We start from the raw sequence: 16,520 nt of genomic DNA on the forward strand, positions 1-16,520 counted from the left end.
GCCACTCGCTCAGGTAGGTTCGGCCTCGTCCGCGACGCTTGCGAGCCGCGACGCGATGCGCTTGCCGTCGAGCGATGCCAGCGTGTCTCGCAGCGCGGCGATACAGGTTGCGATATGCGGTTCCAGCTCGGCAGCGCCGGCACGGTTCGCGCCCGTCACGAACGGCCGCATGGCGTCGGGCATGCCTGCCAGCGACGCTTTCAGCGCATCGACCAGGACGTCGCCGACAGTCGCGCCGCTGTGGTTGAATGCCATGTTCAGCGCGAGCGATCCGCCGCCGCCCGCCCGCGCCTTGTGCCACACGCCGGGCGGCAGGCAGAGCAGGTCGCCCGGATATAACGTGACCTTTCGGATTGTCTGCCGCGCAACGGCTCGACGCACGGCGGCCATGTCGGTGCGCGCCGAATTCTCCGTCGGAAACATCGTATGAGGCGACGTGGCGTACCACCAGGTCTTCTCCCCATCGAGTTGCAACGTGGTGGCGGTCCTCGCGTCGTAATGAAAGTCGAAGCCCGAGGACGGCGGCGAAAGATACGCGCGGAAATCGACCCGCCCGGCGAAGCCGATTTCCCGCCGGACGTTGCGGGCCGCCGTCCGCAGCGAACGATGCGCGAGCTGCATGTCTGTCACGCAGATGGTGGCGCCAGCCTCGTACATCTCCCGGATATCGGCGGGGTCGATGGTCGCCTGCTTCAAGCCTCCGAACACGCAGCGAATCTCTGTGACCTTGTCCAATCCGAAGATCATGCGTGAAGGTTTCATCAGGAAATCGAACTTTCCCGGTTGCCCGCGAATCAGGAGCGGGCGCTTGCCGAACGACTCGCGCACGAACGCATCGATCGATATCGGATCGAGAATTTTCGCGAGGGTCCCGCGTGGGTTCGCTTGTGCTTTCACGTCATGTATTCCTTGATTCGGCGCACGAGAGCACCGGTGTCCAGGCCATGCGCGCGTCTCAGGTCGGCGATCGCGCCCGATTCGCCATACCATCCCGACGGCCACGACAGCGCGCGAACGGTCACGCCCGGCGGTGCGATCCTGCGAACGGTGTCGGCCAGGCCGCCGGCCGGTCCATGGTCTTCGAGGACCACGATGCCCCGCAGGCGCGGCTGGCTCGCGATCCATTGGGCGAGCACGGCTTCGCAGACATGCGCGATGTGCCGCCACGGAATCGGCACACCGTCGGCCGTTAACGCCTGCTCGGCCTCCTGCGCCCAGTGCGATGCGTATCCGCAGGACAGCAGCACGGTCTCGCCGACCACACCGTTACCCCGGACGACACCCGCCGGCAATCGCAGGTCGCCGACCGGCTCCCGGCTCGTTCTCACATAGGCCGGCCGCGGCGAATCGACCAGTGACCCGACGATCAGTTCGATGTCGGCGGCATCCGCGGGGGCCCAGAGATCCACGCCGCCGATCGATGCGAGGACACCGAGGTCCGACAGGCTGGCATGGCTCGCGCCATTGGTGCCGCTCGCCGCGCCCGCGTGCGAGCCGATCATCACGACGGGCAGCCCTTGCGACGCGACGCAGGTGCGGATCTGATCCGCGGCCCGATGGCACAGGAATGCGCTGAACGAGAACACCCAGGGCCATTGCCCGCTCGCGGCCAGCCCGGCCGCGACACCGATGAGCGCCTGTTCCGCGATGCCTGCCTGAACGAAGCGGGAGAACACCGGCCGCCCCAGCGCATCGTACAAGCCGTAGGAATCGCCCAGGTCGCCGTCGAGCACCCAGAGACGGTCGCTCTGTTCCGCCTTCCTTCGCAGCGCGTCGACAATCGAGATCGCCAGTCTTTTCATGCGGCAAGCCTCTCATCGATCCAGAGCGTGGCCGAAGCCCGTGATGCGCGCCCACTCGTCCCCGGACAATTGGGTGCAGTGACGACGAAACCGATCGAGCTGGAGTTCGAGGCCGTGGCCTTTGACGGTGCGCGCCAGCAGGACGGTCGGCCCATGCCGGGGCCCTTCGGCATGGGCATGCACGAAGTCGACCAATGCGTCGATGTCGTGCCCGTCGACCTCGTCGGCGCGCCAGCCGAATGCGCGCCACTTGGCAAGGGCGTCGGGCAAGGGGGTGGAATCCAGTCGCGCGTCGTGCGCCCAGCCGCATTCCTGCTCCCCGTTGAGATCCACGATCACGTGCAGATTCGGCACGCCGTAGCGGGCCGCCAGCATCACCGCTTCCCATACCATGCCTTCCTGGCATTCCCCATCGCCCAGCACCACCCACACGTGGCGCGCGTCGCGCGCGAGCGCCATGCCCAGCCCGACGGCGACGCCCTGCCCAAGCGCACCCGACGAAAAGTCAATGCAGGCCAGCCGCGTACGATCGGGATGACCCTGCAACGCGGAGCCGGCGGTACCGAACCTGCCGAGTGGCCCCAGGTCGACGCCGGCCTGCTGCAACACCGCGTATAGCGCCATGCTCGCATGGCCTTTCGATAGCAACAGGGCGTCGCCTGTCGCATCAAGCGCGGACATTGCACGCACGGCGAACAGCGCGAGCAGGATATCGACGCAGCTCAAGGTGCCGCCCAGGTGGCCGCCGCCGTTGGCGCGCAATCCCGCCAATATCGCATCCCGCACCCGCGGTGCTACACTGGGATTGGCCAGTTCTGGCCGCACCAGCTGTCTGTCGGACGTCGCGCGCTTGCCGGTAGTGTTATTCATCTCGGATGCGATTCCCTTTGCCGGATGGGGATCGATACTGCCCTGACATTAGGATTCTCAAGGAAAGCCAACATGTCAACTCTCGAGCCGCTCAGCCTGGATATCGTCGTCACCTGGAGAGGGCGGCACGAGCTGCGACAGGCGCTTCCCTCCTTGTGCCAACTCGCCGCCCGGCATGACGGCGGCGTCACCGTGGTCAACTACGGCGGAGACGCCGACCAACTGCGCGACCTGATGGCCGAACACGCGGCGAACGTCCAGGTGGTGCACGTGGACGAATCCGGCTGGTTCAACAAGGCCCGCGCCCAGAATATCGGCGCCGCGCATACACGTCGTCCGCTCCTGTTCTTCTGCGATTGCGACATCGTCATTCCGGACGGGCAACTCGACGCGCTGGTCCGGCAGCTGCAAGCCAATCCCGACACCTTCGGAACTGTCGCGGGCGTGACGGAGACGGTGCGCAACGCGCGCAAGGCCGGTCAGGTCGCGATGTTCGGCTATCAGCTGAAGCTGCGGCTTGCCAACGGACGTGCGCTCGAGATCATCGACAACGAAGAGGATGCAGCGGACGGCACACGCCAGGCGCCCGGCTTGCTGATGGTGCGTCGCGCTGGCTTCGAATGCATTGGCGGCTACAACGGATACCTGGTGGGCTGGGGCTGGGAGGACCAGGACATGATCGCGCGGCTGACGCTGAGCGCCGGGCTCACGCGGCGCCAGAGCGGTGCCGTGCTGCATGTGTCCCACGACGACAACGCGCGCATTCGTCACTATCCACCCGTTCAGGATCGTTGGGAAAGCCGCGACCGCATGTTCCGGCAAGCCCTGGCCAACTACGATCGCGGGGATTGGCTCGGGACCTATGAGGAAGACGCCTTGCGCTCGACGACGCGCAGCCCGGTGTCAGCCAGCTGAGGCCTCCATCGCATCGATAATCGTGCGCAAGCGCACCAGCAACGCGACTTGTTCGTCGAGCGCGTCGGCCCGCCACGCGGCAATCGCCGCCGGCAAGCGGATATCGAGCGCGCGTTCCGCATCGTCGAGCGAGCGGGTCAATACATAGCGCCCGTCCTCGACGGTCACGCCGTCGTGCAACGCATACGATCCGTTCAATTGCTCGGCCTGCTCGGGCGTCATGCCGGGCGGCAGCGCGAGATGGAGACCGGCGGCGTCCGCACGCACCGGATAGCCGCCGGGCCGTCCGTGCAGACCGGGCGCATGCCCCTGCCATGCGTCGGCACGACCTGACAGTGCACGCAGCATCGGCGCGGCGAGCGCGCCCGTGAGGCTGTTCAGCGTGGCGTCGGCGGGCAGGCGCTCGGGCGTGATCAATGCAGCGGCTTCATGTTCCGGCAGACGGCGGCCGTCCAGCCATACCGCCGGCGCGGGCAGTCTGTCCCATGCGCCGCGTATCATCGCGCCGACGTGCGCGTGATGCGCGAGCAACGAGAGAGGCGCGTGATCGGTGCGAATGCGCAACATCGACGCGACGATGGCGATATTGCCGATCCCTCCCGCGACCGGAATGCCGCGCCTGGTCAGCACGTGATTGGTCAGGTCCGGATAGCAGCCGTTCAACAGATGGGCGCCGGGATGCGCAGCCGTCGCTGCCCGCATGACCCGGTCCGCGAGCGCTGCCTGCAACGGCAGCGTGCAGCCGTAGCCCAACCGCGCGACGAGTTTTTGCCATCCGCGCGTCATCGCCCACGGCGATTGCATCGACGCCAGGGTCAACACGATGCGCGGCCGATATGCGTCGAACAAGCGCGCCAATGATGCGGACGAGTAGTCACATGCGACGGGAGTCACGACAATGCGGCCCGTGCTTTGGCCGCCGAGCGCATTGGCGAGCGTCGCCATGTGATGCACGGCCGTCTCGTTGCGCGCCGCCACAATCACGTCCATCGGCGTGTCGCCGCATCCGGCAAGACTCATTAACACCGCGTGAGCCAGCGAGCCGGAGCCCACCATGATCAGATCGACGTCGCGCATGACCGAATCACTCTCCTACCTCGATGTCGAATGGCGATTGATCCAGCCACACAGAACCAGGATCGCCCATAGCTGTTCGTGCCACCGGCCGTCGTCGTCGAGATGGTCATAGGCGCGCAGCCTCGACAGCAAGGCGGTCCGGAATCGCGTGGTCAGCGGCGCGATTCTCCACAGGTCGGAGTCGGCGACCTCATCGAGGACGCGCGTGCGAAACCGCAAGTCCAGCAGCCAATGCGCGATCGGTGCGAGCAGGACTTGCCGCTTGCGCATCACGATCTCCGGCGGCAGGTAGCGGGCGGCGACCTGCCGCAACAGGCGCTTGGCCCACCAGGCATCCGCCTCGTACCAGTAGCTCAGGCCGGGATCGATCGCTGACGCCCAGCCGTAGACATCCTCGCGCAGGAACGGGAAATCGAGGTGCGTGCCGTGCATGAGCGCATTGTCCGCGAGCGCCGGCAGCAGGAGTTCGCCGATCCGGAACACATACTCGTGCGCGGACATCGCCTCCGTCGGCAGCGCCTGGGGCTTGACCGCGAGCAACTGCCGATAGAACACGACGTCGTCCGCGAGCAACGCGTCGACGACCTTCGGATCCCGGCTCAGGCGCCGCATCTCGTCGAGGGAAAAGAATTCCGCGATGCCGAGGAACAACACATCGTCGAGACCGAGCAGGCGTGCGGTCGTCAGGTTGTACAAACCGGGAAGGTCGACGCCGAGCCGGCGCTGATGATGCATCTGGGCCGCGAGACACGTCAGGGGCTTGTGGTAGCCACCGAAGCATTCGTCCGCGCCCAGGCCGGAGACCGCAACGGCGTGTCCATCCGCGACGGTCGCCTCGATCAGCGCCGCATGGGTCACGGCGGCGGGCGCCGTCAGCGGAAGCGGGGCGGCCAGCACGCGATCCAGCAGTTGCCGGGCGTGATCGACGTCAAGATGGACGATCCGGTGGCGGATGCCGGTGATGCGCGCCACCACGGCCGCGTAGTCGGTTTCGTTGAGACCGTAGTCGTCGTCGAAGGCGATCGTATAGCCGGTGACAGCATGGCGCTCGCGCAGGAGCGCGGCAAGCAATCCCGAGTCGACGCCGCCGGAGAGGAACAGCGCGATGCCGCGCGCCGCGTCGGCGACGTGATCGACGGACGCGCGAAGACGCGACAGCGCCTCTTCCTGAACGCAGGACGGATCGTGCGATACCGGAGCGACTTGAAGGGGCCACGCGAAACGCCGGACGACGGGCGGCGCACCCGGCGCGCATATCAGTGCCTCGCCGACCTGCAGCGCCTGAATGCCATGCAGCAGCGCATGCCCCGACCGCGGCCGGCCTCGCCATAGCAAATGCAGCAGCGAGCCGACATCGAGTTCGCACTTGATCCCGAGCGTCCGGAGCAGCCGCAGCGGATCCTGATCCCATTCGATCCTGTCGCCCTCGACCCGAAAATAGAGCGGGCGACGCGCGCGCAACCCGCGCCGGATGATCAGCGCGTCGTGATCGTCACGCGAGACGTCGAGGTCTTCGTCGTCCTGCGATGTCGCCCCCCAAGCGATGCGTTCGTCACGCGGGTCGAGGCGCCAGTCAGGCCCGTCAGGCTGCCCGCAGCCGATCGGCGCCGTGTCCCGCGCACGTGCACGCAGCACGGCGCAGCCCGCGTCGGTTAGCGCCGCAGCGCCTCGCATCGACAAGATGTGCTTGCGCGCGCGATGGGTCAGACCTTGGCTTTCGCGGAACGCTTCTTCGCGGGGGGTTTCTTCACGGCTGTCTTTTTCGCAGCTGTCTTTTTCGCAGCTGTCTTTTTCGCGGTTACCTTTTTCGCAGCGGTCTTGATGCGTTGCTCAGCGGGCCGGATGATGATGCCGCCCTTCGTGTCGCCGTCGGCGCGCCGGATCGATCCGCCTTTCGTGTCGCCGCCATCCAGCGTGATTTCATAGCGCCGCTTGTAGAGCTGTTCAAGCGCGTCGAGATCGATGGAAATGGTCAGTGCCTTTTTGCCGCGCTTGGCGGCGGGACTGGTGGATTTAACGGCGGAAACTTTGTTGGATTTCTTTGTAGTTGCCACGTCTGCTCCTTTCCATGACGATGTGGAGGGAATCCCCGTCAACACACGACGCGCCGCAATGTCACGGTAATCGTTGCATGGTGACTGCGTGCAATGATTATAGGAGATATAACTTGAAATTCCGTTATTTCGCATATCTCAAGCAATGCTGACCGCCTGCCTGATCGTCCATAACGAAGTGAGCGTATTGGCGAGATGCCTGACGTCCCTGATGCCATGGGTCGATGCATGCTGCGTCGTCGATAGCGGCTCCACCGACGAGACAGTCGATCTCGCGCGGCAATTCGGTGCCAGGGTGCAAGTGATGCCGGCGCTCGCGGACGCGCACGGCAGATTGATCGACTTTGCCGCGGCGCGCAATGCGGCGCTGGCGATGGTGCGCGACGGCTGGATCCTGTCGATCGATGCGGACGAGGTGCTGGCGATACACGATCGTGCCGAGTGGCGTCGCTTGATCGGCATGCGCGATCTGCAGGCGATCGAGCTGGCGATCCTGTCGGGCGGCACGCGCTGGTATGTGCCGAGAGTGTTCCGGAAGCGGTCGTGGTCGACGTGGCACGGGCGGGTGCACGAATGGATCGCCTTGCGGGAGCCGACGTGCCGGACGGACTGCGCCACGCTGACCAACCAGCCGGACAAGACGGGCAAGGAATCGGCGGTCGAGCGTGATCTGCGTCTTTGCGCGGCGGCACTGCGCGACGATCCCGACGATTTGCGGGCAGTGTTCTATCACGCGCGCGCCCTCCGGCTCGCCAAGCGCCATGCCGAGGCCATTCCCCTCTATGTGCGCTATTGGCGGCAGGCTGAATTCCAGGGCGGGCGCTACGCTGCCGTGTTGGGCGCCGCCACCTGCGCGCTGTTGATGCGCGAACTCGAGGCGTCCCGCCGCTATGCGATGGCCGCGTATCGCCTCGATCCCAAGCTTGCCGAGGCGTGCTGCGTGCTGGGCGATGTCGCACTCGGCATGGGGCGCGCCGACCTCGCCATCGCCTGGTTCGAAAAAGCGCTGAACAAGCGCCTCCCGGGAATCGCGCAGGCGCTGTTCGTCGACGAGAGCTGTTACGGGCCCTATCCGCGCGAGCGTCTGCGCTGGATCCACGAGCGGATGCAGGCGCAGTAGCGTGCGTTCACGCCAGCACGATATCGAGTCGCCCGGCCAATTCAATCCACGCATCGAAGATCGTTTGACGCCAACACTCGGCCCAGAGAGATGGCCTCGCAAACTCGGACAGTCGGATAAGTGGAACGGCCGGGGCCTGAGCCAGCGATAAAGCGGCGGAACGAAAATTCATGACAAGCAGGTAAATCTTTCATGTCTCGGTTCCACCCACCCAGATTGCGAGTGCCAGCTCCTTGCTAGAAGCGGTATTCCTCGCCTATAAATGGACAACATTCCTCGAACACTTTCCATTGCACATTTGCCTTTGAAAGAATATAAGCAGGGCGCACGTATCGTTGAAGTCGATGGCCTTGGCGCCACCAAAACGGAGACGACTGAAAAGGTGGGACCTTGGCCAATCTTCAGCGAAGACGTGAAGACGACGAGCATGCGGCGGCCCCCCCACCCGGTGTCAGCACGCCTGCGCTGACGCTTCCCAAAGGCGGCGGTGCCATTCGCGGTATTGGCGAGAAATTCGCCGCCAATCCGGTGACCGGCACGGGATCGATGTCGGTGCCGATCGCCACCAGCCCAGGCCGTTCCGGTTTCGGGCCTCAACTCTCACTCTCTTACGACTCCGGCGCCGGGAATGGCCCGTTCGGCTTCGGCTGGAGCCTTTCCCTGCCGTCGGTCACGCGCAAGACCGACAAGGGATTACCGAAGTATTGCGACGCTGTCGATTCGGACGTTTTCATCGTTTCTGGCGCGGAAGACCTGGTGCCTGTCCTTGTGCAGGATGCCAGCGGAAAATGGGTGCGAGAAGCGCTTCCACCCAGAACGGTAAATGGCCGGATCTTCCGCGTCCGTCGCTACCGACCGCGCATCGAGGGCCTGTTTGCGCACATCGAGCGATGGACGAACACGACCGACGCGACCGATGTGTTCTGGCGCTCCATCACTCATGACAACATCACCGCTTGGTACGGGAAGACGGCCGATAGCCGTATTGCGGATCCTGCAGACCCACGCCGCATCTTCAGTTGGCTGATCTGCCAAAGTCACGATGACAAGGGCAACGTCGTCGTCTACGGCTACAAGGCGGAGGACTCGGCACACGTTTTCGAGGATTCGGCCCGCACCAACCTGCCCAAGGCCCACGAACGTAACCGCACCCATCAGTCCCGTTCAGCGCAGCGTTATCTGAAGCGCATTCGTTACGGCAATCGCTCGCCCTACTTTCCAGAATTGAAGGCCGACGCGGCCTGGCCGGAACCTCCGGATGCCGGCGCGCCTGACGGCAGCGACGCGTGGCACTTCGAGGTTGTCTTCGACTACGGCGAACACGACGCCAAAGCGCCGGCCCCCCACGACGCAGAGCATTGGCCCTCACGACCGGATCCGTTCTCGTCCTGCCGCGCAGGGTTTGAGGTTCGTACCTACCGGCTCTGCCAGCGCGTCCTGATGTTCCACCATTTTCCAGGCGAAGTCGGCGTCGATCGGAATTGCCTCGTGCGCTCGACCGACTTCACTTACCCGAACGAAGTCAACCCCACCGATGCCCTCAATCCCGTCTACACTTTTCTGGAAGCCGTCGCGCAGACCGGCTACCGCCGCGACAATGGCAGCTACGACAGTCGCAGCCTGCCGCCGGTACAGTTCGAATACAGCAAGCCCACCGTACAGGAGACCGTCGAGGAAGTCGATCCGTCGAGTCTCGAAAATCTCCCCATTGGCGTAAACGGCAGCGCCTACCGATGGACTGATCTGCACGGCGAAGGTATCCCCGGCATCCTCACCGAGCAGGCCGATGCCTGGTTTTACAAGCGCAACCTGAGCCCGCTGACCAGCACGGCAGCGTTCGCGCCGCTCGAAAACATCGCGCTCAAGCCCAATGTGGCCCTGAGCAGCGGGGCGGACTTCATGGACCTCGCGGGCGACGGCCAGCCCGACGTCGTTGTCATGGACGGTCCCGTCCCCGGCTTGTACGAGCATGACGACGCAGAGGGCTGGCAGCCCTTCCGCCCGTTCACCTCGCGCCTGAACCTCGACCTGCGCGACCCGAACCTCAAGTTCGTCGATCTGGACGGCGATGGCCGCGCCGACGTGCTCATCACCGAAGACGACGCCTTCGTCTGGCATGCGTCACTCGCCGACGAGGGCTTCGGCCCCGCCCGCCGCGTTGCACTGGAATTGGACGAGGAAAGAGGCCCGCGCATCGTCTTCTCCGACGGCACCCAGTCCATCTACCTGGCCGACCTCTCAGGCGACGGCCTCACCGACATCTGCCGCATTCGCAACGGCGAAGCCTGCTACTGGCCCAACCTGGGTTATGGCCATTTCGGCGCCAAGGTCACGATGGACAACGCGCCCTGGTTCGACAACCCGGACCAGTTCGACCACGCGCGTATCCACCTGGCCGACATCGACGGCAGCGGCACCACCGACATCATCTATCTCCACCGCGACGGCGTGCGCTTGTACTTCAACCAGTCCGGCAACGGCTGGAGCCAGCCGCACACGCTGAAGGTGTTTCCACGCATCGATGACCTCGCAAGCATCGTCCCGACCGACCTGCTCGGCAACGGCACCGCCTGCCTGGTCTGGTCCTCCCCGTTGCCGGGCGATGCGCGACGGCCGATGCGCTATGTCAACCTGATGGGTGGCATCAAGGCCCATCTGCTGGTCAAGACAGTCAACAACCTTGGCACGGAAACGCGCGTCACTTACGCCCCCTCGACCAAGTTCTACCTGCAGGACAAGCGCGACGGCAAACCGTGGATCACCCGGCTGCCCTTCCCGGTGCACGTGGTCGAGCGCGTGGAAACCTACGACCACATCAGCCGTAACCACTTCGCCACTCGCTACGCCTACCACCATGGCTATTTCGACGGCGAGGAGCGCGAGTTCCGCGGCTTCGGCATGGTGGAGCAATGGGACACGGAACAGTTCGCAGCCGTCGCCGACGGCAGCGTCCTGGCAGATAACGTCGCCGCTGCATCGCATGTGCCGCCAGTGCACACCAAGACCTGGTTCCATACTGGCGTCTACCTCGGTTGGGAACGCCTCTCGCGCCACTTCGAAAGCGAGTATTTCCGTGAGCCCGGACTGACCGTCGAAGCCGCGCGACCGCTCTTGCTTGATGACTCCACTGTCCCAGCGGACCTGACGCCGGACGAAGCGCGCGAGGCTTGCCGTGCCCTCAAAGGCTCCATGCTGCGCCAGGAGGTCTATGCCGACGACGCGGATCACCCAGGCGCGACGCCGCAACAGATCCGGCGCGCCCGCACGCCCTATACCGTCACCGAGCAGAACTTCACCATCCGCGCCCTGCAGAAACGCGGCGCGAACCTTCACGCGGTCTTTTTCAGCCATGTGAACGAGGCGCTGAGTTATCACTACGAGCGCAATCCAGCAGATCCGCGCATCCAGCACGCGCTGACCCTGGAAGTCGATGACTTCGGCAACGTACTCAAGCAGGCCGCAATCGGCTACGGGCGCCGGCTCTCGCCGCTTTGGACGCAATGGGATCGCGACCGCCAGACAACGGCGCTGCTCACCTACACGGAAAACCGCGTCACCAACGCCATCGGATCGTCCGACGCCCATCGCAATCCGCTGTCCTGCGAGTCGATTACTTTCGAGCTGACGGGCTACACGGCCACAGGCCCGGCCGGTCGCTACCGGGCCTCCGATTTCGTCGAGCCCGATCCGGCCGCTCCCGGCCGCCTGCGTCACAAGTTCACCGCCCCGGAAGTCGGTTACGAGGCCACAGCCGCCGGGAGCCAACGCCGTCGCCCCATCGAAGCGCGACGCACGCTTTATCGGCGCGACGACCTCAGCGGCCTCCTGCCGCTTGGTGAGTTGCAACCGCGCGCTTTGCCCGGCGAAAGCTACAAGCTTGCCTTCACTGACGGCTTGCTCGACCAGGTCTTCCAGCGTCCACGCCAGGGGCAGGCCGACGAGCCTCTGCTTCCAGATCCCGAGGCGGTGCTGGGTGGCCAGGCCGGCAACCGGGGCGGTTACCTGCGAAGCCAGATTCTCAAGGCGGATGGCCGCTTCCCGGCGAGCGATGCGGATGATCACTGGTGGGTGCCCTCGGGGCAAGCCTTCTACAGCGCGAATCCCGCCGACAGCGCCTCTACCGAACTGGCGGAGGCCCGGGACCACTTCTTCTTGTCGCGCCGCTACCGCGATCCGTTCGGCCAGCACGCCTTCGTCGACTTCGATGCCCGCGACCTGCTGATGACGGAGACCCGCGATGCCCTTGGCAACCGCGTGACCGTCTACGCCAACGACTATCGCGTCCTGCAGCCGCGTCTGGTCAGCGACCCGAACTGGAACCGGACCGAAGTCGCGTTCGATACGCTGGGCATGGTGGTGGGCACCGCGGTCATGGGCAAACCGGCGCCCGCGCCGGTGGAAGGCGACACGCTCGCCGGCTTCGTTGCAAACCTCACGCAAGCTCAGCTCGACGGCTTCTTCGATGCGGATGATCCGCATGCGGCCGCGGTGGGGCTGCTGAAAGATGCGACCACGCGCGTCGTCTACGACCTGGACCGCTTCCGCCGTACTCGCCAGGCCAACCCCAACAATCCGGATAAGTGGCAGCCGGCCTGCGCCGCCACGCTCGCCCGCGAAACGCATGCCAGCGCACCGCTGCCACCGCAGGGCCTGAAGATCCAGCTCAGCTTTTCGTACTCCGACGGTTTCGGCCGCGAGATCCAGAAGAAGATCCAGGCCGAACCCGGTCCGGTGCCCCAGCGTGACGCTACCGGCAGGATCGTCATCGGCGCGGATGGTCAGCCCGTGACGACACCGCATGACGTGAGCCCGCGCTGGGCCGGCAGTGGCTGGACGGTTTTCAACAACAAGGGCAAGCCGGTTCGCCAGTTCGAGCCCTTCTTCACCGACACCCATCGCTTCGAGTTCGAGGTCAGCATCGGCGTCAGCCCCGTGCTGTTCTACGACCCGGCCGAGCGCGTCATCGCCACGCTGCACCCGAACCACACCTATGAGAAGGTGGTGTTCGACCCGTGGCAGCAGACCACCTACGACGTCAACGACACGTGCGCGCCGCGCAACGTGCAGACCGGCGACCCGCGCACCGACGCTGACATTAGCGGCTACGTCGCCGAATACTTCAGGACCCAACCGGCCACTTGGCAGACCTGGCGCGCGCAGCGAATTGGCGGTGCCATGGGCATGGACGAACGCAACGCCGCCTTGCGCGCCGAAGCGCATGCCGACACCCCTGCCACCGCCCATTTCGATGTCCTGGGGCGCCCCTTCCTGACCGTGGCGCGCAATCGCGTCGTTTGCCCCGGCCACGACCTCGATGGCAGCGAAGAAAGTTTCGCCACCCGCGTCGAGCTCGACATCGAAGGCAACCAGCGCGCCGTGCGCGATGCCATCCAGCAGGCCGGCGACGCGCTCGGCCGCATCGTCATGCGCTACGCCTACGACGTGCTGGGCAACCGCATCCACCAGCTCAGCATGGAGGCCGGTGCACGCTGGATGCTCAACGACGTGGCGGGCAAACCCATCCGCGCCTGGGACAGCCGCGGCCATGGCTTCACCACCCGCCACGACGCGCTGCGCCGCCCGACAGAGCACACCGTGCGCGGCACGACCAGCGAGTCCGACCCACGCACGCTCAACCTCGACATCCTGGTCGAGAAGATCGAGTACGGCGAGACGCTGCCGAACGCCGAAGTGCTCAACCTGCGCACCCGCATCTATCGGCACTCCGATTCCGCGGGAGTGGCAATCAACGCGCGGCTCGATGTCAATGGCAACCCGACCAAGGCTTTCGACTTCAAGGGCAACCTGCTGCGCAGCACGCGGCAACTGGTCAGCGATTACATCGCCATCCCCAACTGGCGGCTGGATCCCAAGCTGGACGACGAATGCTTCGAGGGCAGCACCTGCTACGACGCACTCGACCGCCCGGTCCAGTCCATCCCGCCGCACAGCAGTCAGGGACGCGGCCAGTTCAACGTCATCCAGCCGGTGTTCAACGAGGCCAACCTGCTGGAACGGGTGGACGTGTGGCTGGAGCGCGCGGCAGAACCCGTCGAACTGCTGGACACCGCCAGCGAAGCCCCATCGCCGATCGGCGTCGCCAACATCGACTACGACGCCAAAGGCCAGCGCCTGCGCATCGACTACAAGAACGGCACCCGCACCTTCTATCGCTACGACCCGCTCACCTTCCGACTTGATCAACTGCTGACCAAGCGCAAGGCGGCGGACTTCCCCGGCGACGATCCGCGGCCGCCCGTTGCCGGCTGGCCGGGCAAGCAAGTGCAGAATCTGCACTACACCTACGACCCGGCCGGCAACATCACCCACATCCAGGACGACGCGCAGCAGACGATTTACTTCAGGAACAAGCGCGTCGAGCCGAGCAACGACTACGTCTATGACGCCCTATACCGGCTGATCCAAGCCACGGGCCGCGAGCACCTGGGCCGGGGCGGCGCCCCCATCGCCCATTCGCACAATGACGCCGGACGCGTGGGCCTGGCAAGTGCCGACGCTGCCGGGCGCTTCGCCCCCAACGACGGCAACGCCATGGGTACGTACATCGAGCGCTACGTGTACGACGCCGTCGGCAACTTCCTGCAGATGCAGCACCGCGGCGGCGGTCCGGCAAATGCGGGCTGGACGCGCACCTACGACTACCTTGATCCAAGCCTGATCGAAGACGGTAACGGCGGTGCGCTGCTCAAGGCCGGCAACCGCCTGACCCGCACGACGCTGAACCCGGCAGGCAACACGCCGCAGCCGGAAAGTTATATGCACGATGCCCACGGCAACATGCTGCGCATGCCGCACCTGGGCGGCGGCCTGCCTGGGCCGAATATGCACTGGGACTACAAGGACCAGTTGCGGCAAGCCAATCTGGGCGGTGGCGGCACGGCCTACTACGTGCATGACGCCTCAGGCCAGCGCGTGCGCAAGGTGTGGGAGAAGGCGCCGGGTCTCACCGAAGAGCGCATCTACCTCGGCGGCTTCGAGATCTTCCGCAGGCACGGCGGTGCCATCGGTACCAGCACCGCCGCGCTGGAGCGCACGACGCTGCACGTGATGGACGACAAGCAGCGCATTGCCTTGGTGGAGACGCGCACGCTCGACACGGCGGGCGACGACCAAGCGCCACGACAACTCACCCGCTACCAGTTCGGCAATCACCTTGGGTCGAGTTACGTGGAACTGGACGAGCAGGCGCAGATCATCTCTTACGAGGAATACGCGCCCTACGGCAGCTCGACTTATCAGGCGGTGCGCAACCAGACGGAGACGGCGAAGCGGTATCGGTATACGGGAAAGGAGCGGGATGAGGAGAGCGGGTTGTATTACCACGGGGCGAGGTACTACGCGCCGTGGCTCGGGCGATGGACGGCCTGCGATCCGGCAGGCGAGGAGGAAGGTCTCAACCTCTACCAATATTGCTTCGATAATCCGACGGGCTTCGTCGATCCTGACGGCCAGAGCGGAAAAAAACTCGCCATCGTCATCCACAATGAATCCAAGCCGGCGGGAAAGGAACTCGCCAAACCCAAGGAGCCCGTAAAACCTCAAAAGGCGAAGATCAAAGATCCCGGAAAGAATGCTTCAGATAAAGAAAAGGCGAAATACGAAAAAGACAAGAGTAAAGCCGATAAAGAATTCTCGGAAGGCATGAAAACGTATGAAGCAGCGAAAAAGAAATACGATTCCGATTTGAAAGAATACAAAGCAAACGAGAAGGCGTGGAGTGCTTATCATAAGTCGCAGAATGAGTTTTCGGCGTCTGAGAAGGCATTGAAAGCCGAAGGCTATGATGTCGTGAAAGTCGATTCCGGCAAAGCGTTACTCGAGGCACTCCAGAACGCTGGGACGATCAAGGAACTCGTGATCCTGCACCATGGCACTCCCTGGGGACCGGGCGGTGAAGGACCTGGCAGCGGCCTATACACCGACAAGCCGCCCCCCGGTGCCACGTTCGACGCCAAGCGTGGGGCCAAACTATCGGACCTGGAAAAAATGATCAACGACAAGAAGATCGTGTTCGATGAGGCCGCGACGATTGTCTTGGCAGGGTGCAGAACCGCTGGCGGTAAAGAAGGTACGCATGTCGGTCAGTCCACATGGACCGGACCGATTGAGGATACCTTCGCTTATCGGCTCGCAAAAATTACCGGCCTCGAAGTCTTCGGCAGCGAAGGTGTCTCATCATACGGCACCGACCAGCGAAAATCGACGCCGTGGCGCCATAGCGACATTGCCTGGCATCGATTCACGCAACAGGGAAACTCGATCAAAACGGAAAGTTTGAAAGGAAAATATTTGAATGTCGTGAAGCGAAAAACGGGCGCGAAGCCGGATTGAATCGCTCACTATTTCTCGCAAACGGAAATGTATGAAACCAGTTCCTCACGAATGCTTCATCGCCCCGACGGACGACTTCTCCGTCCTGCCGCCGGGCGCGCTGCTTACCTGGCCGATGATGGGCAGGATGGGCCCGGTCGTGCTGGGGCATCGCCATGCAAAACTCGATGGCGTGAGGGCTTGGTCCGCCCTCCTGTTCGCGAGCCGCCTCTTCGGCCACCTGGTCCTTCTGCTCGGGTCCCGCGACTGGGCACCGCACTCCATGCTTAAGGCGCAGTTGGCCACCAACGGTAACCGGATAACGCCATGATCGATACGCGACGAAGACTG

At 64.4% G+C, this 16,520-nt stretch carries 10 protein-coding genes; 4 read left to right on the forward strand and 6 right to left on the reverse strand.

Going from position 1 to position 16,520, the window contains the following annotated elements:
* Nucleotides 1-9: 9 nt before the first annotated feature.
* Genes AC1Z3W_RS17695 through AC1Z3W_RS17705 form a run of 3 tightly spaced genes read right to left on the reverse strand, consistent with a single transcriptional unit; the run spans nucleotide 10 to nucleotide 2,672 of the window.
* A complete protein-coding gene (locus tag AC1Z3W_RS17695) occupies nucleotides 10-897 on the reverse strand; it encodes a JmjC domain-containing protein (RefSeq protein ID WP_483508117.1) in 888 nt (295 codons plus the stop codon).
* Entirely contained in the window at nucleotides 894-1,802 is a 909-nt protein-coding gene (locus AC1Z3W_RS17700; RefSeq protein WP_483508118.1) for a transketolase family protein, read from the reverse strand. The genes AC1Z3W_RS17695 and AC1Z3W_RS17700 overlap by 4 nt, the downstream gene beginning before the upstream one ends.
* 12 nt (nucleotides 1,803-1,814) lie before the next feature.
* Complete coding sequence (locus AC1Z3W_RS17705) at nucleotides 1,815-2,672, reverse strand: 1-deoxy-D-xylulose-5-phosphate synthase N-terminal domain-containing protein (RefSeq protein ID WP_483508119.1); 858 nt, start codon at nucleotides 2,670-2,672, stop codon at nucleotides 1,815-1,817.
* 72 nt (nucleotides 2,673-2,744) lie between these two features.
* Between AC1Z3W_RS17705 and AC1Z3W_RS17710 the strand changes: the two genes are divergently transcribed.
* A complete protein-coding gene (locus AC1Z3W_RS17710; protein ID WP_124835738.1) occupies nucleotides 2,745-3,587 on the forward strand; it encodes a glycosyltransferase family 2 protein in 843 nt (280 codons plus the stop codon).
* Here the strand turns inward: AC1Z3W_RS17710 and AC1Z3W_RS17715 are convergent.
* From AC1Z3W_RS17715 to AC1Z3W_RS17725, 3 genes are read right to left on the reverse strand one after another with little or no spacing between them, the layout of a single operon-like run.
* Nucleotides 3,576-4,664, reverse strand: a complete 1,089-nt coding sequence (locus AC1Z3W_RS17715) for a hypothetical protein (RefSeq protein WP_483508120.1) — start codon at nucleotides 4,662-4,664, stop codon at nucleotides 3,576-3,578. The two genes, AC1Z3W_RS17710 and AC1Z3W_RS17715, sit on opposite strands and share 12 nt — an antisense overlap.
* Before the next feature lie 15 nt (nucleotides 4,665-4,679).
* Nucleotides 4,680-6,338 (reverse strand): asparagine synthase-related protein, encoded by a 1,659-nt coding sequence (locus tag AC1Z3W_RS17720; protein WP_483508121.1) that lies wholly within the window; start codon nucleotides 6,336-6,338, stop codon nucleotides 4,680-4,682.
* A gap of 29 nt (nucleotides 6,339-6,367) precedes the next feature.
* Nucleotides 6,368-6,718 carry a hypothetical protein gene (locus tag AC1Z3W_RS17725; RefSeq protein ID WP_483508122.1) on the reverse strand — a complete coding sequence of 117 codons (351 nt, stop codon included), beginning with the start codon at nucleotides 6,716-6,718 and terminating at the stop codon, nucleotides 6,368-6,370.
* 145 nt (nucleotides 6,719-6,863) lie between these two features.
* Between AC1Z3W_RS17725 and AC1Z3W_RS17730 the strand changes: the two genes are divergently transcribed.
* The 3 genes from AC1Z3W_RS17730 (at nucleotide 6,864) to AC1Z3W_RS17740 (ending at nucleotide 16,500) form a co-directional block, all read left to right on the forward strand.
* A complete protein-coding gene (locus AC1Z3W_RS17730; protein ID WP_483508123.1) occupies nucleotides 6,864-7,838 on the forward strand; it encodes a glycosyltransferase in 975 nt (324 codons plus the stop codon).
* Nucleotides 7,839-8,228: 390 nt separating this feature from the next.
* Nucleotides 8,229-16,190: a SpvB/TcaC N-terminal domain-containing protein gene (locus tag AC1Z3W_RS17735; RefSeq protein ID WP_483508124.1), complete on the forward strand. Its 7,962-nt coding sequence runs from the start codon at nucleotides 8,229-8,231 to the stop codon at nucleotides 16,188-16,190.
* A 31-nt stretch (nucleotides 16,191-16,221) separates the two neighbouring features.
* Nucleotides 16,222-16,500, forward strand: a complete 279-nt coding sequence (locus AC1Z3W_RS17740) for a hypothetical protein (RefSeq protein WP_124835745.1) — start codon at nucleotides 16,222-16,224, stop codon at nucleotides 16,498-16,500.
* Nucleotides 16,501-16,520 lie beyond the last annotated feature (20 nt).

The sequence above is a fragment of the Burkholderia sp. 10_S31 genome (assembly GCF_056930375.1).

Coding starts and splice junctions, on each gene's coding strand:
- AC1Z3W_RS17700 (WP_483508118.1), bottom strand. CDS start 1,802: ATGAAAAGACTGGCGATCTCGATTGTCGACGCGCTGCGAAGGAAGGCG.
- AC1Z3W_RS17705 (WP_483508119.1), bottom strand. CDS start 2,672: ATGAATAACACTACCGGCAAGCGCGCGACGTCCGACAGACAGCTGGTG.
- AC1Z3W_RS17710 (WP_124835738.1), top strand. CDS start 2,745: ATGTCAACTCTCGAGCCGCTCAGCCTGGATATCGTCGTCACCTGGAGA.
- AC1Z3W_RS17715 (WP_483508120.1), bottom strand. CDS start 4,664: ATGCGCGACGTCGATCTGATCATGGTGGGCTCCGGCTCGCTGGCTCAC.
- AC1Z3W_RS17720 (WP_483508121.1), bottom strand. CDS start 6,338: ATGCGAGGCGCTGCGGCGCTAACCGACGCGGGCTGCGCCGTGCTGCGT.
- AC1Z3W_RS17730 (WP_483508123.1), top strand. CDS start 6,864: ATGCTGACCGCCTGCCTGATCGTCCATAACGAAGTGAGCGTATTGGCG.
- AC1Z3W_RS17740 (WP_124835745.1), top strand. CDS start 16,222: ATGAAACCAGTTCCTCACGAATGCTTCATCGCCCCGACGGACGACTTC.